This window comes from Ensifer canadensis, assembly GCF_017488845.2.
Taxonomy (GTDB): domain Bacteria; phylum Pseudomonadota; class Alphaproteobacteria; order Rhizobiales; family Rhizobiaceae; genus Ensifer; species Ensifer canadensis.
Genome location: NZ_CP083371.1, coordinates 290512 through 306242 on the forward strand (window position 1 = coordinate 290512; position 15731 = coordinate 306242).

The following is a 15731-nucleotide window of genomic DNA, read 5'->3' on the forward strand; positions in this document are numbered from 1 at the left end:
ACCTCAGAAAATGGGTTAGCAGTACTTCCGGAGGAGTTCTTATGACATTGTTTCGTTGCGTTCGTGCCCGAGCACGGGGCGTGGCGGCCGACCCTGTGGGGCGTGGCTTGACGATTGCGGTCGCCACATGACGGCTGCGGCATCCCAGAGTGCGCCACCCGTCCTCGAGGCGAGGGGCATTTCCAAGACGTTTGGCATCGTCGAGGTGCTGCGCGACATCGATGTGTCCGTGCGGCCCGGCGAAGTCCACGCCATCATCGGCGAAAACGGTGCCGGCAAATCCACGCTGATGAAGATCCTGGCCGGCAATCATTTGCCGACACGCGGCGAGCTGGCGATCGGTGGAAGGCCGGTGAGCTTTTCCGGCCCCGTCGATGCCGAGCAAGCCGGCATCGTCCTTGTCCACCAGGAAATCCTGCTCGCGCCGGATCTGACGGTGGCGCAGAACATCTATCTCGGCCGCGAACTGCGCAAAGGTCTTTCCGTCGACGACCGGGCCATGAACGATGGCGCGGCCAGAGCGATCCGTGATCTCGGTGCCGATCTCGACCCAAGGACCATTGTGCGCCGTCTGTCGATCGCCCAGCGCCAGCTGGTCCAGATCGCGCGGGTGCTGCTGGTGCCGCACCGGGTGGTGATCTTCGACGAGCCGACGGCGTCCCTGACGCCGCATGAAACTGAAGCGCTGCTCAAAGTGATCAAGGATATCCGCGCCAAGGGCGTCGGCGTTCTCTATATTTCGCACCGACTGCCGGAGGTGAAGGAGATCGCCGACCGGGTGACGGTGCTGCGCGACGGCCGGGTCGTTGCTGGGCACGCTGCCGCCGAGCTGCAGCCGGCCGACATGGCGCGGCTGATGGTCGGGCGCGATGTCGCAAAACTTTACCCCGAACGCCACGGTGGGCCTGCACGCGACGTCGTGCTCGAGATCGAAGACTTTTCGGTGCCGGGCTTCGCGCGCAACGCCACCTTTCAATTGCGCAAGGGCGAGATCCTCGGCTTTGCCGGGCTTGTCGGCGCCGGCCGAACCGAGTTGATGGAGGGCATTGCCGGGCTTCGTCCGGGTCATGGCCGGATCAGGCATCACGGCCAGACGGTGAATTTCTCGAGCGTTGAGGCGAGCCTCAAGGCCGGATTGGTCTATCTAAGCGAGGACCGAAAGGGCAAGGGCCTGTTGCTGACCAAGGATCTGAGGGTCAACCTGACGCTTGCGTCGCTGTCCCGCTTCGTCAAAACCCTGCAGATCGACCGCAAGAAGGAAGCCGACGCGCTCGACGGGGCGATCCGCGAGTTCGACATCCGAACCGGCCGCAAGGATATTCTTGCCGGGCAGCTGTCCGGCGGCAACCAGCAGAAGCTGCTGCTTGCCAAAATGATGATGCTCGATCCGGAGATCGTCATCATCGACGAGCCGACGCGCGGCATCGACATCGGCAACAAGGAGCAGATCTACAAATTCATCGCCAAGCTCGCAGAGGAGGGGCGGTCGATCATCGTCGTTTCTTCTGAAATGCCGGAGTTGATCGGTATTTCCGACCGCATCCTGGTCATGCGGGCGGGCCATATCGTCGGCGAAGTTACGGGAGACAAGATGAACGAAAACGAGATCGTCGTTCTTGCGACAGGCGCCAATACCGGGGAGGCCGCGTAAGCGCGGGACACGATGATGACGAATGTTGCAACCGAAACGCAGAGCGCTCCGCGAACGTCGCGAGATTGGGATATGGCGGCCATCGCGCCCTTTGTCGCGCTGGCACTGCTGCTCATCCTTGGCTATTTCGCCAATCCGAACTTCATTTCTGTCGCCAATCTTTTGAACGTCATCACGCGCAGCGCCTTCATCGCCATCATCGCGCTGGGTGCAACCTATGTGATTTCGTCCGGTGGGCTCGATCTTTCCGTTGGCTCGATGGTCGCCTTCGTCGCCAGCCTGATGATCCTGTTTATCAACAGCGGCGTTATTGCTGATCCCGTGTTGATGCTGATCTGCGCCGCGATCCTGGCGCTGGTGCTGGGTGCGGCGTGCGGGCTCGTCAACGGGCTGATCACCACCGTCGGCCGGATCGAGCCCTTCATCGCCACGCTCGGCACCATGGGCATCTACCGCGGGTTGACGACCTGGCTGTCGCAAGGCGGCGCGATCACGTTGCAGGACCGCGAACTCCAGCAGATCTATCGGCCGGTCTATTTCGGCTCGGTCGCCGGCGTGCCCGTGCCGATCATCGTGATCTTTGTGACCGCAGCGATCGCCGCCTTCGTGCTCTATCGCACGCGTTACGGCCGTCACGTCATTGCGGTCGGCTCCAACGAGGACGTCGCGCGCTATTCCGGCATCTCGGTCAACCGCGTGAGGACGATCGCCTATGTGATCCAGGGCCTCTGCGTCGCCGTCGCCGTCCTGCTCTACGTGCCGCGTCTCGGCTCCACATCGGCGACCACCGGCATCCTCTGGGAGTTGCAGGCAATCACGGCCGTCGTCGTCGGCGGAACGGCTCTGAGGGGCGGCGTCGGACGTGTCTGGGGCACGGTCTGCGGCGCCTTCATCCTGGAGATCGTCGGCAACATCATGCTGCTTTCGAACTTCGTCAGCGAATATCTGATCGGCGCCATCCAGGGCGCGATCATCATCATCGCCATGCTGGTGCAGCGGTCGCTCATGCGCCGCACCTGAGATTGGCCGGGCCGTTGGGGCGAGCCCGGCTTCATTGCAATCGAGGCCCCGTGGAACTCTTGGGAGGGAGACTATGCGTAAACAAATTATCGGCCTGGCCGTTGCCGCCGTGGCGGCTTTTGCGGGTGCTGCACCGGGCGCGTGGGCGCAGGACAAGAAAGTCACTATCGGCGTATCGATCCCGGCAGCCGACCATGGCTGGACGGCCGGCGTCGTGTTCCATGCGGAACGCGTCGCCAAACTTCTGATGCAGGAGCATCCGGGCCTCAACGTCATCGTCAAGACGTCGCCGGACGCGGCCACTCAGGCAAATGCGGTGCAGGACCTTGCGGTGCAGGGGCTCGACGCGCTGGTCATCCTGCCGTCGGACCCGGATCCGCTGGTCAACGCCATCCAGCAGGTCAAGGATTCCGGGGCCTTCGTTGCGCTCGTCGACCGCGCGCCGTCGGTCAACGACAGCTCGATCCGCGATCTCTATGTCGCCGGCAACAACCCGGCGCTCGGCCAGGTCGCGGGCGAATATATCAAGAAGACGACGCCGGATGCCGAAGTCGTCGTTATCCGCGGTCTGCCGATCCCGATCGACCAGCAGCGCCAGGATGGTTTCGACAAGGGCATTGCCGGTTCCAACGTCAAGGTTCTCGACCGCCAGTACGGCAACTGGAACCGCGACGACGCCTTCCGCGTCATGCAGGACTACCTGACCAAATACCCGAAGATCGACGTGGTCTGGTGCCAGGACGACGACATGGCGGTCGGCGTTCTCGAAGCCATCGGCCAGGCAAAGCGCACGGATATCCAGTACATCGTTGCCGGTGCCGGCTCGAAGGACATGATCAAGAAGGTCATGGACGGCGACAAGATGGTCCCGGTCGACGTGCTCTATCCGCCGGCGATGGTCGCAACCGCAATGCAGCTCACGGCTGCCAAGTTCTACGACCAGGTCCCGGTCAGCGGCGAATACATCCTCGACGCCACGCTGGTGACCAAGGACAATGCCGAGCAGTTCTACTTCCCGGATTCTCCGTTCTGATAAGCCAGGCGCGCCCGTCGGTCGGGCGCGCCTTTTCCTTTCGCACCCATTTTTCAGGTCACAATCGCGCTTGGCCAACCCTGTGTCCGGCGCCTCTTCAGCGTGACATCGATCCGGTCACGGCAGCTTAGACGAGGAAAAATCATGAAAACGATCAAGGGCCCTGGGCTGTTTCTTGCGCAGTTTGCCGGGGATGCGGCGCCGTTCAACTCGTTTGCGGCGATCACCAAGTGGGCTGCCGATTGCGGCTACAAGGGCGTGCAGGTGCCGACCTGGGATACCAGGCTGATCGACTTGCGGAAGGCGGCGACGTCGAAGGCCTATTGCGACGAGCTGTCCGGCATTGCCCGCGACAACGGCGTCGAGATCACCGAGCTGTCGACCCATCTGCAGGGCCAGCTGGTCGCCACCCATCCGGCCTATGACGAGGTGTTCGACGGTTTTGCCGTGCCGGAAGTGCGCGGCAATCCTGGGGCACGGCAGCAATGGGCGGTCGAGCAGGTGAAGATGGCGCTGACGGCGTCGAAGAACCTCGGGCTTAATGCGATGGCGAGCTTCTCCGGCGCGCTTGCCTGGCCGTTCGTCTATCCCTGGCCGCAGCGGCCGGCCGGCCTGGTCGAGACCGCCTTCGACGAACTGGCGCGGCGCTGGAAACCGATCCTCGACCATGCCGAGGATTGCGGCGTCGACATCTGCTACGAGATCCATCCGGGCGAGGACCTGCACGACGGCATCACCTTCGAGATGTTTTTAGAGCGCACCGGCAACCATGGCCGCGCCAACATGCTCTACGACCCCTCGCACTATGTGCTGCAGTGCCTCGACTATCTCGACAACATCGACATCTACAAGGATCGCATCCGGATGTTCCACGTCAAGGATGCCGAGTTCAACCCGACCGGGCGGCAGGGCGTCTATGGCGGCTACCAGGGCTGGGTCAACCGGGCCGGGCGTTTCCGCTCGCTCGGCGACGGCCAGGTCGATTTCGGCGCGGTGTTTTCCAAGATGGCGGCCAATGATTTTTCCGGCTGGGCGGTGGTGGAATGGGAGTGCTGTCTGAAGCATCCCGAAGACGGCGCGCGCGAAGGCGCCGAGTTCGTCAGGCACCACATCATCCGGGTTACCGAAAAGGCCTTCGATGACTTTGCCGACGGCGGCACCGACGAGGCCGCCAACCGGCGCCTGCTGGGGATCTGAGGCGAAGCACAGCTTCGGCGGCAGCCCGCCGCAGCCGCAGTGCGCGCCCCGGCCGCAGCCCCTCACCCTAACCCTCTCCCCGCAAGCGGGGAGAGGGGACGTGCCACCCGGTGCTGCAGAGCGAGAGGAAACGCCGTCGCGATCGCCCTTCTGCCAGCTGCTGGAGGAGGGGATGTGAGCTGACGCTGGCGCTGCTGCCTTGGCTGGCGGTGCGAGCGGGTGCCGCATATTCCTTCTCCCCGCCTGGCGGGGAGAAGGTGCCGGCAGGCGGATGAGGGGCAGCCGCACGACGATGACAACGAGACGATAGAGCAGGTTCAGAACAGGGAGACAAAACGATGGCAATCGAGGGAACGAGCGAGAAGCGCGAGCGGCGGATCAGGCTCGGCATGGTCGGCGGCGGTTCGGGCGCCTTCATCGGCGCGGTGCACCGCATCGCCGCCCGGCTCGACGATCACTACGAACTGGTGGCCGGCGCCCTGTCGTCGACGCCGGACAAGGCCGAAAGCTCCGGCCGCGAGCTCGGGCTTGATCCGTCGCGGGTCTATTCCGACTTCAAGCAAATGGCGATCCGCGAGGCCAAGCTGAAGGACGGCATCGAGGCGGTGGCGATCGTCACCCCCAACCATGTGCACTATGCCGCCGCCAAGGAATTCCTGAAGCGCGGTATCCATGTGATCTGCGACAAGCCGCTGACCTCGACGCTTTCGGATGCGAAGAAACTGAAGAAGGCGGCCGACGACAGCGATGCGCTGTTCGTGCTCACCCACAACTACACCGGCTATCCGATGGTGCGCCAGGCGCGCGCGATGGTTCAAAATGGCGACATCGGCGCTATCAGGCTGGTGCAGATGGAATATCCGCAGGACTGGCTGACGGAGAACATCGAGCAGTCGGGCCAGAAACAGGCGGCCTGGCGCACCGATCCGGCCCGCTCCGGCGCCGGCGGCTCGACCGGCGACATCGGCACCCATGCCTATAATCTCGGCGCCTTCGTCTCCGGGCTGGAACTGGAAGAACTTGCCGCCGATCTCGACAGCTTCGTCGAAGGCCGTCAGCTCGACGACAATGCCCATGTGATGATGCGCTTCAAGGCCAAGGACGGTGAGCGCGCCAAGGGGCTCTTATGGTGCAGCCAGGTGGCGCCCGGCCACGAGAACGGCCTGATGGTGCGGGTCTACGGCACCAAGGGTGGGCTCGAATGGACGCAGAAGGACCCGAACTATCTCTGGTACACGCCGTTCGGCGAGCCGAAGCGGCTGCTCACCCGGGCTGGTGCCGGCTCCGGCCCGGCCGCCGCTCGCGTCAGCCGCATTCCTTCTGGCCACCCCGAAGGCTATCTCGAAGGGTTTGCCAATATCTACACCGAAGCGGCCCGGGCGATCTTCGCCAAACGAAAGGGCGAGGCGATCGATGCCGCCGTCACCTATCCGACAATCGACGACGGTATGAAGGGCATGGCCTTCGTCGATGCCTGCGTGCAGTCGTCAAAACGAAACGGCGCCTGGGTAAAGGTGTAGCCGGAAAGCATGCCGGGGGGCTAGAGCGTTTCCGGTTTGGGCGGAGTCACAGAAACGCTCTATCTCCTTGTTTTTACGCATTTCCTGACGGAAAACTGCTTCGCACTTTTCCTGGAAATGCTCTAAGTACTTCCGGATGGCGGAAGGCAATCGGCCGCGCTCGACCTTTGCGCGCATACCCTTTCCGGGTTGATGCCGAAGCACCCCGCAGCAGGTTTGCCTCAAGCTGCGGGGCCGGTTCCAAGCCTACTTTTATCTGTTGCATCCCGGCGTGGTCGGTCGCGTCGGGTCGCATCCGCTCGCCGTCGCAGCACGGTTGGTTCTCGCAGCCGAACTGCCGAGGTGATCGGCGTAGTTGTCGCGGGTGTTCTGATCGACGACGGCGACGGGTGCTGCAAGAACCAGACCGGCCGCGTTGCCGACGGCCGCGGCCGTTCCGGTCGTTGCCACCAGGATCTGGTCGCCGAGACCGACCCGGCTGTCTGTCAGCGTCTGGCCGTCGGAGATGCGCGAACCGATGAGGCGAACGATTTCGGGCGATTCCGCGAACTTGCCGTGATTGAGGCTGTCGCCGGCCTTGATCTTCGTCAGGTCGATCACCGTGATCTTGTTGTCCGCGAGCTCCTTCTTGAACGGCGCCTGCTCCGGATCGATCGCCCCGAGCCGGGAAACGTCGCCCCAGACCCGGCGCGAGACTGCCAGAGCTCGATCGTCGCGGGATACGAACAGCGTGAAGTTCGGGTGCTTCTCGCCCATGTCGGCGATCTGCTGGCGGAAGACATCGACGTCGACATCGGGTGCCGCCAGCATGACGTTCTTGAACTTTGCGGGCAGTTCGCCATTGCGGATTGCCATCTGGCGCAACGCCTCAAGCGCCAGCCAGTTGCCCATCGAGTGCGCGAGGATCGAGACCTCCTTCACTTCCGGGTCGCGGTAGAGGTACTGGAACAGGTTTTCGAGCGCATTGCGCGTGTAGTTGGTGCTTTCGCGATCGTAGCCGTAGGCAAGCAGGCTGCCGCGAGACGGCCACGTGATCAGAATGGGGGCGCTGTGGACGCCGGAATCATGGACGATCTGGGCAAAACGATAGACAGAGTCTTCGAAGCGGTTGTTGAAGCCGTGAACGAAGACGAAAACGCTCTTGTCAGGACTTTTGCGCACACTCGCGCTCAGCCATGATTTGGCGCCGGCCATGTCCAGATCGTCCGCCTTCAGCGTCGCAAAATCCGTTGCCGGATTGGGCGGCAGCTTTTTCGGCCAGGCGACCTCGCCAGCCTTGCGCACGGTGTCTGACGGAATGGAAACGGTCATGTCGACGAAGGTGGGCGCCAGGGCGCGCTCGCCGCTATACATTTCTCCGGGATTTTCCGACCGGCTGCGCGTCGTCGTGATCAGCATGTTGACCCGGCTTGAATCCGGGGCTGTATCTGCGACCGGCGTCAGCACGCCCTTCGGATGCCCGCCGCATGCGGCCAGCACAAACACAAGCATGGCAACCATTGCGCCGCTGCGAATTCGCTCGAGAGGCGAATTGAACCTCACGCCGCCAGTATTCCTGCTCATCCATCCCCCTGTCAAAGCGCAGTGCAAGCAGTCCCCAGCCGGCTTCCTGTCTTATGCCGGGGATGCTAGTGCACGGAGCAGTTACAATGCAATAGCGCGCGCTGACTTTCGGGCGAACCTTGTCCGGTATCGACGACGGGCTTTCGATCTTTTGGCAGGGCCTGACCAGGGCATCGGGGCCGTTCGTCGCGCTCGTCAGGTGGATCTATGGTCGCATTCCGGCGATCCTGCTGATCACCTCAGTAAAGCCCCAATCACCGGCTACCCATCAATCGTCATTCTCAGGCTCATCTGGCTTCTCACTGCGGCGGTGACCGCAGATTCGCCGACGCGCCCGTTTATCGATCCCTCAATAGCAATTCGGTCCCTGCTCGCGGGCAGGACGGCGCGAATACGGAGCGAGGTTCTTATGCGCGGAATTCCCGACGAGATGCTTGCTGCATTGAGCAAGGAGGAAATCGGCATGCTTTGGCGCGTTTTTGAGACTGTCTGTATCGAGTACGACATTCCGAGAGATGGCGAGCAGATCCAGCATCTCGCCCGATTTCTCATGCGCGAGTTTCGCCGTCCGCTGGACGAAGAAGCGCTGCTTGTCGCAGCCAAGACTTTCTACCGTCACCACGACGGTGGATTCGCAAAGTCGGCCTGAGGCCGCAAGCCTATAGGCGTCGTCTCGACGTTCCATCCGCTAACCCGGGTACCCGGGACGCAGTCGCTCAGAAGACAACCACGGGAGAAAACCATGAAGCCATCTGTTGGAAGCTTTGGATATCAGTTCAGGCTGCTCGATTTCACGATCCGATCATCCCTGGCGATCGTGCTCGGTGTCGTCGGCTGTGTCACCTTCTACGGTGCCTTCTGGTAACGGACTGTCCCCGAGGGCGGCGCTCAGAGCAGCAGCCCGAGGACAATGGCGGCGATGGCTGAGGTCAATATGCCGTTGAGCGCCATCGCAAGGCCCGAGAACGTCCCGGCAATTTCGTTGACCTGGAAAGCCCGTGCCGTGCCGATGCCGTGCGACGTCAGGCCGGCCGCAAACCCGCGCGCGGCATAATTCCGGATCCGCAGAAGGTTCATCAGCGGCGTGACGATGATTGCCCCGAACACTCCGGTGAAGATGACGAGAAGCGCTGTCAGGGCCGGGTCGCCGCCGAGTTGCTGCGAGATGCCGACGGCGATGCCGGCCGTTGCCGACTTCGGCGCCAGAGATATCGCCACACTGTCAGGTGCGCCGAGCAGGATGGCGACACCCGTGGCGCAAACGATCGCCGTCAGGCTGCCCGCGACAAGCGCAACGACGACGGGCACGAGGTTCTGCCGGATCAGTGTCCGGTTCCGGTAAAGGGGAACAGCAAGCGCCACCGTCGCAGGTCCCAGTGCAAAATGCACGAACTGCGCCCCGTCGAAATAGGTTGAATAGGATGTCCCGGTGGCAGCCAGTATCGAGATCACCAGGACGACGGCGATCAGCACAGGATTGACGATGGGGTTGAAACCGCTGAGCGCCGCAAGCCGCTGAGCGGCGATATAGGCGCCGATCGTCACGGTCAGCCACGTGAGCGGGCTGGTCGAGAGATAGACCCAAAGCTCGAACACGCGACCGCTAGTGTCCATCGCCAGCCCCTCCTGCGCCCGACATCCTGCTCGCGAACAGGAAAGCTCCCACCGTCACCATCAAAGTCACAAGGGTCGACACCACGACGGCGACGACGATCGTGCCGGCATATTCGTAGATCAGCCGGTAGTTCTGCATCACCCCAACGCCAAGGGGCACGAACAGCACACCGAGGTTCTTGAGCAGAGCGTCGGCCACGCCGCTGACCCGGGTGTGGGCGGTGCCATCTTCCAACCCGGCTCTCCTGTCGGCAAACCAGAGATAGACAAGCAGGAGCACGATACCGAGTGCGGGTGCTGGCATGCTCAGGTCGAGCGTCCTGACAACGATCTCGCCGACCAGTTGACAGAGCAGTATGACAAACAGTCCTTCCATCGCCGTCTCCCGCATGATCAGTGGTGATGTCCCCACGGCGTATTCCGCAACACAGCCGCATCCATGGATGCTTCGTAGCCGAAATCCTTCGGCCACGCCTACTGCATATTTTGCGCGATGGCTCAAAGCGCGTTGCTGCTCTAAGCCCTTGTTCTTTCGCATGTCGGGGGCGCAAAACCGCGGCCACTTTTGCGCGACATGCGTTAGTGGTGGGGCACCGCCATCGGGACCTCGTTGCCATCGCGGTCATAGAGCTTCCCATCGCGATAGTGATCACCGTCGCGCAGAGCGGAAATATCCTGATACCGGATGATGCGTTCCGTGCCGGCCACGAAGACGGACTGCTGATCGGAGTTGCCGGTTTTGAAATGATTGAACAGCAGGTTCAGCGAGATCGCCATGATCGCGGAAGAACTGATGCCCGAGTGGAAGATGGTTTCGAACCAGGCCGGGAAGTGGTCGTAGAAATGCGGCGCGGCGATCGGGATCATGCCGAAGCCGATCGAGGTGGCGACGATGACCAGGTTCATGTTGTTGTGATAATCGACCTTGGAGAGCGAGCGGATGCCGCTCGCCGCCACCGTGCCGAACAGCACGATACCGGCGCCACCGAGCACGGCCGGCGGAACAGCTGCGATCACCCGCCCCATGACAGGAAGAATGCCGAGCGTCACCAGAATGAGGCCGCCGGTTGCGACGGCATAGCGGCTCTTGATGCCGGTCACGGCCACAAGACCGACGTTCTGGGCAAAGGCGCTCTGCGTGAACGAGCCGAAGATCGGGGCGAACAGGCTCGAGATCATGTCGGCGCGCAGGCCATCGCCCAGTCGCTTGGAATCGACCTTGGTGCCGATGATTTCGCCGACGGCCAGGATGTCTGCCGACGTCTCGACCAGGATGACCAGGAGAACGATGAACATCGAGACGATCGCCGCGGCCGTGAAGACCGGCGCCCCGAAATGGAAGGGCGAGGGGAAGGCCAGGATCGGACCTTCGGCGACCTTGGAAAAATCGGTCATCCCGAAAGCCAAGGCGATCAGCGTGCCGATGACCATGGCAAGCAGGATCGACAGGCGCGATATACTGGAGCTGCCAACCTTGCTGAGGAGCAGGACGGTGAGCAAAGTCACCGCCGCCAGGCCGATGTTGCTGACGCTGCCGAAGTCGGGCGCGTTGGGATTACCACCCATGGCCCAGCGGGCCGCGACCGGCATCAGTGTCAGGCCGATCGTGGTAATGACGATGCCGGTAACCAGCGGCGGGAAGAACCGCGTGATGCGCGAGAAGATCGGCGTGATCGCCAGGCCGACGAGTGACGCCACCATCACGGCGCCCATCACCGCCGGCAATCCGCCACCTTCGCGGCTGGTGACGATCGCCACCATGGTAGCGACGCCGGCAAACGAAACGCCCTGAACCAGCGGCAGCTGACAGCCGAAGAACGGAATGCCGATCGTCTGCAGGATAGTCGCCAGGCCGCCGGCAAACAGCGACGCGGTGATCAGCAGGCCGATGTCGGCTGGAGACAAGCCGGCCGCCTGGCCGATGATCAGCGGGACGGCGACGATGCCGCCATACATGGTGAGCACGTGCTGAAGGCCATAGACGAGGTTTGCGCCTGCGCCCAGGCGCTTGTCTTCCGGCCGCTCAATCGTTTGTTCGATGTGATCGTTTCGATGCGAAACATCCATGCGTCTCCTCCCAGATGCGTGTTCTGTTCAATCTGCGCATCTCCTCAAACGCGCAGCCCGAACTGTAGGCCGAGATCTTGGGCACCATTGCATGCGGGTGATTTGAAGTTGTTTTCGGTTTGGCAGCGGTAATCCGTGCGTCCGGAAACGGACATCGCGATAGGTCAAGCGCCGCCGCTATCGCGACGCTGCCTGGACCACCGTGACGGCGATCATGTGGAAGACGTCATCGGCCGTGCAGCCACGCGAAAGGTCGTTGGCGGGCTTGGCCAGCCCCTGAAGCACCGGGCCGATGGCGGTCGCGCCGCCGATGCGCTGGGCGATCTTGTAGCCGATATTGGCGGCATCGAGATTGGGGAAGACGAAGACATTTGCCTGACCGTGCAGCGCCGAATTGGGTGCCTTGGACGACGATACGGCCTCGACGAAGGCGCTGTCGAACTGCAGTTCGCCGTCGATCAGCAGGTCGGGATTGGCGGCGCGGGCAATGTGCGTCGCCTCGACCACCTTGGAGACGCGGTCGTGCGCGGCGCTACCATTGGTGGAGAAGGAGAGCATCGCGACCTTGGGACGTTCGCCAAGCAGCGCCTGATAGGACCGAGCCGACATGCGGGCGATATCGGCGAGACCGGCAGCATCCGGGTCGACCACGAGGCCGCAGTCGGAAAAGACGAAGGCGCCCTTCTTGGCGTGATGCGGCTGGCACAACATCATCAGGAAAAAACTGGAGACCAGGCCGGCGTCAGGCGCACGGCCGATGATTTGCAGGGCGGTGCGCACCGTATCGGCCGTTGTTGCCACCGCTCCTCCGATGGTGCCGTCCGCCTCGTCTTCGCGAACCATCATGGCTGCGAAGACCAGGTCCTCTCGCACTGCCTTCTCGGCCATCTCTCGGTCGACGCCCTTGCTCCGGCGCAGGTCGTGATATCGCAACGCGAACTGCTGTGTCAGTGGCGACGTCGCCGGGTCTTCGATCCGGAAGGCATGCGCATCGCCGCCGTGATCGCGCAGGCGCTCGGCGATGATCTCGTGCCGACCAATGAGCGTGACTTCGGCGAGACCTTCTGCGCGGGCGCGCATGGCCGCAGCGACCACCCGCGTGTCTTCGCCCTCGGCAAGCACGATGTGGCGCGGTGCCTGCTTAGCGGTTTCGATGATGCGATCGAGTGGTTTCATTAGAGATGCCCCAGATAATGCATGCCGCCGAGGATGAAGACGCCGAGGAAGATCGTTTCGGCGACGATGAGCGCGACCGCGTCGCCGCCGACGTCGAGCACGCGCCGGAGCGACGTCTTCATGCCGACGGCGACGATGCCCGCCAAAAGCGCCCAGCGCGATGCCTCCATGCCGAGTTCGGCGACGGCGGCCGGCACCATCCCGCCGGAGTTCATGGCGGCAAGGATCAGGAAAGCGACGACGAAGCCGGGGAGCAATGGTGGACGTTTGCCGGCCTCCACCCCTTCCTGCGGCACGTTTCGAAGGGCGATGGAGAAGATGAGGACAACGGGTGCCAGCATCGTCACGCGGATGAGCTTGACGAGTGTTGCGGTCTCGCCGGCCTCCGGCGAGACCGAGAAGCCGGCGCCGACCACTTGGGCGACATCATGGATCGTGCCGCCGAAGAAGATGCCGGTGCCGCGCGCATCGAGCCCCAGCGACTGGGCGAGGATGGGGTAGCCGATCATCGCCAGGGTGCTGAGGACGGTCACCGACAGCACGGTGAAGATCAGATTGCGCTCGGAAAATTCGTTCTTCGGCAGCACGGCGGCGATCGCCATAGCGGCGGAAGCACCGCAGATCGCGACCGCACCGCTGGTCAGAAGCGCGAGCCTCCAGCCCCTTCCAAGGATCTTGGCGGCTGCAAGGCCGAAGAGGATCGTTGCTGCAATCGCTGCCACCAGCAGGAGAATGGTGCCGCTCCCGAGGCCGATCAAGAGGTCGACGCTGATGCGCATGCCGAGCAGGGCAACGCCGATCCGGAGGATCTTTTTTGCTGAAAGCTCGATGCCGGCGACGCACCTGCCTTCCTCGGAGAGAAAGTGGAATGCGATGCCGAGCAGAAGCGCCATCAGCATGGCGGGCGCGCCATAATGATCCGACAGGAACTGAGCGGCCATGGCGACGGCGGCCGTCACCAGCAGACCAGGGCCGTATGTCGACAGGGCCGAGGGCAGCCATTGGAGCCGCCGCGTCGTTTCGGATACCGCATTCATGTTAAATTTCCCGTCTGAAAGCGCCAAGTCGGAAGCCCATGCCCGGCGACATCAGCCGGGCATGGGGTGGATGTCAGACGTGCTGCTGCGGCCGCATGTCCGAGCGCTGGATGCCAGCCACCTGCACCGGCTTCTTCATCGCGTCGCGGCGGAAGGGCTCACCCAGCTCCTGGTTGAGGATGACTTCGACGAAGGTGGTCACGCCCTGTGACTGGTCGTCGAGCGCCTGCTGCAGGGCGGCCGTCAGGCCCGCCTGCGTGTCGACCGTCACACCCTTGAGACCGCAGCCGTCGGCCACTTTCGCGTAGCTGAGGTTGGGATTGAGTTCGGTTCCGACAAAGTTGTTGTCGTACCAGAGCGTCGTGTTGCGCTTCTCGGCTCCCCACTGGAAGTTACGGAAGATCACCATGGTGATCGGCGGCCAGCCGGCGCGACCGATGGAGGTCATCTCGTTCATCGAGATGCCGAATGCGCCATCGCCGGCAAAGCCGATCACCGGCACATCAGGGCAACCGATCTTGGCGCCGACGATCGACGGGAAGCCGTAGCCACAGGGTCCGAACATGCCGGGCGCCAGGTATTTCCGGCCTTGTTCGAAGCTCGGATAGGCGTTGCCGATGGCGCAGTTGTTGCCGATGTCGGTGGAGATGATGGCGTCCTTGGGCAAGGCCGCCTGGATCGCACGCCATGCCTGGCGTGGCGACATGCGGTCGGATTCCCGCCGACGGGCCGAGGCATTCCATTCGGTGCCCGGATCGTCGTCCTCGTGGTCCATCGACGACAGCTGCTGCAGCCAGGCCGAGCGGGTGGTGTGGATCAGTGCCTTGCGTTCCTCGCGGCCGATATCGCCGGCCGACGGCGACAGTTGATCGAGGATTTGGCTTGCCACCTGCTTGGCATCGCCGCAGATGCCGACCGTCACCTTCTTCGTCAGGCCGATGCGATCGGAGTTGATGTCGACCTGGATGATCGCGGCATTCTTCGGCCAATAGTCGATGCCGTAGCCCGGAAGCGTCGAGAACGGATTGAGGCGGGTGCCGAGCGCCAGTACGACGTCGGCCTTGGCGATCAGTTCCATGGCCGCCTTGGAGCCGTTGTAGCCGAGCGGGCCCGCCGCTAGCCGATGGCCGCCGGGAAAGGCGTCGTTATGCTGGTATCCGCAGCAGACCGGGGCGTCGAGACGCTCAGCCAGCGCGATGGATTCGCCGATCGCGCCGCCGATGACCACGCCGGCGCCGTTGAGGATCACCGGGAATTTCGCTTCGGACAGCAATCTTGCTGCCTCTGAAATTGCCTGCTTGCCGCCGGAGGGGCGCTCCAGCCGAACGATGCTCGGCAGCTCGACGTCGATCACCTGTGTCCAGTAATCGCGCGGGATGTTGATCTGCGCCGGGGCGCAGCCGCGCCAGGCTTTCTCGATGACCCGGTTGAGGACTTCGGGAACGCGGCTCGCGTCGCGCACCTCTTCCTGGTAGCAGACCATTTCCTCAAACAGCGCCATCTGGTCGACTTCCTGGAAGCCGCCCTGGCCGATCGTCTTGTTTGCCGCCTGCGGCGTGACGAGAAGCATCGGCGTATGGTTCCAGTAGGCCGTCTTGACTGCGGTCACGAAGCCGGTGACGCCGGGGCCGTTCTGGGCGATTGCCATCGACATGTTGCCGGTGACCCGGGTGTATCCGTCGGCGATCAATGCCGCGTTGGTTTCATGGGCGCAGTCCCAGAAGGTGATGCCAGCTTTCGGGAAGAGGTCGGACACCGGCATCATCGCCGAGCCGATGATCCCGAAGGCGTGTTCGATGCCGTGCATCTGGAGGACTTTTACGAAAGCCTCTTCGGTCGTCATTTTCATTGTC

The 15731-nt window shown here is 63.0% G+C and carries 14 protein-coding genes; 7 read left to right on the plus strand and 7 right to left on the minus strand.

Annotation, left to right across the window (positions count from 1 at the left end):
• Window positions 1–127: 127 nt before the first annotated feature.
• From J3R84_RS21000 to J3R84_RS21020, 5 genes are all read left to right on the plus strand, one after another.
• A complete protein-coding gene (locus tag J3R84_RS21000) occupies window positions 128–1651 on the plus strand; it encodes a sugar ABC transporter ATP-binding protein (RefSeq protein WP_203529184.1) in 1524 nt (507 codons plus the stop codon).
• Between the two features lie 15 nt (window positions 1652–1666).
• Window positions 1667–2671, plus strand: coding sequence for an ABC transporter permease (locus tag J3R84_RS21005; RefSeq protein WP_113569670.1), 1005 nt, complete (start codon window positions 1667–1669; stop codon window positions 2669–2671).
• 73 nt (window positions 2672–2744) lie between these two features.
• The gene (locus J3R84_RS21010) at window positions 2745–3704 is read left to right on the plus strand and encodes a substrate-binding domain-containing protein (protein ID WP_057207583.1); all 960 of its coding nucleotides are present in this window, start codon (window positions 2745–2747) and stop codon (window positions 3702–3704) included.
• A 144-nt stretch (window positions 3705–3848) separates the two neighbouring features.
• Entirely contained in the window at window positions 3849–4901 is a 1053-nt protein-coding gene (locus tag J3R84_RS21015) for a sugar phosphate isomerase/epimerase family protein (RefSeq protein WP_207932866.1), read from the plus strand.
• A 338-nt stretch (window positions 4902–5239) separates the two neighbouring features.
• On the plus strand, window positions 5240–6421 hold the full coding sequence (locus J3R84_RS21020; RefSeq protein WP_207932867.1) for a Gfo/Idh/MocA family protein: 1182 nt from the start codon (window positions 5240–5242) through the stop codon (window positions 6419–6421).
• A gap of 252 nt (window positions 6422–6673) precedes the next feature.
• Here J3R84_RS21020 and J3R84_RS21025 read toward each other — a convergent pair whose 3' ends face one another.
• Window positions 6674–7921: an alpha/beta hydrolase gene (locus J3R84_RS21025; protein WP_113568602.1), complete on the minus strand. Its 1248-nt coding sequence runs from the start codon at window positions 7919–7921 to the stop codon at window positions 6674–6676.
• On the opposite strand from J3R84_RS21025, the gene J3R84_RS21030 reads away from it, so the two are divergent.
• Window positions 7911–8633 carry a hypothetical protein gene (locus J3R84_RS21030; protein ID WP_225906520.1) on the plus strand — a complete coding sequence of 241 codons (723 nt, stop codon included), beginning with the start codon at window positions 7911–7913 and terminating at the stop codon, window positions 8631–8633. The genes J3R84_RS21025 and J3R84_RS21030 overlap by 11 nt on opposite strands.
• Window positions 8634–8726: 93 nt before the next feature.
• Entirely contained in the window at window positions 8727–8849 is a 123-nt protein-coding gene (locus J3R84_RS38510) for a hypothetical protein (protein ID WP_025429467.1), read from the plus strand.
• 23 nt (window positions 8850–8872) lie between these two features.
• On the opposite strand, the gene J3R84_RS21035 is transcribed toward J3R84_RS38510, so the two are convergent.
• The 6 genes from J3R84_RS21035 to xsc form a co-directional block, all read right to left on the minus strand.
• Complete coding sequence (locus J3R84_RS21035) at window positions 8873–9598, minus strand: LrgB family protein (protein ID WP_057212953.1); 726 nt, start codon at window positions 9596–9598, stop codon at window positions 8873–8875.
• Window positions 9588–9974 (minus strand): CidA/LrgA family protein, encoded by a 387-nt coding sequence (locus J3R84_RS21040; RefSeq protein WP_057212950.1) that lies wholly within the window; start codon window positions 9972–9974, stop codon window positions 9588–9590. Before J3R84_RS21040 ends, J3R84_RS21035 begins: the two co-directional genes overlap by 11 nt.
• Before the next feature lie 203 nt (window positions 9975–10177).
• On the minus strand, window positions 10178–11665 hold the full coding sequence (locus J3R84_RS21045) for a nucleobase:cation symporter-2 family protein (RefSeq protein ID WP_113568596.1): 1488 nt from the start codon (window positions 11663–11665) through the stop codon (window positions 10178–10180).
• Between the two features lie 177 nt (window positions 11666–11842).
• A complete protein-coding gene (gene pta, locus J3R84_RS21050) occupies window positions 11843–12841 on the minus strand; it encodes a phosphate acetyltransferase (protein ID WP_057212946.1) in 999 nt (332 codons plus the stop codon).
• The gene (locus J3R84_RS21055) at window positions 12841–13878 is read right to left on the minus strand and encodes a YeiH family protein (protein WP_057212944.1); all 1038 of its coding nucleotides are present in this window, start codon (window positions 13876–13878) and stop codon (window positions 12841–12843) included. Before J3R84_RS21055 ends, pta begins: the two co-directional genes overlap by 1 nt.
• A gap of 73 nt (window positions 13879–13951) precedes the next feature.
• Window positions 13952–15727, minus strand: a complete 1776-nt coding sequence (gene xsc / locus J3R84_RS21060; protein WP_057212942.1) for a sulfoacetaldehyde acetyltransferase — start codon at window positions 15725–15727, stop codon at window positions 13952–13954.
• Window positions 15728–15731: the final 4 nt, after the last annotated feature.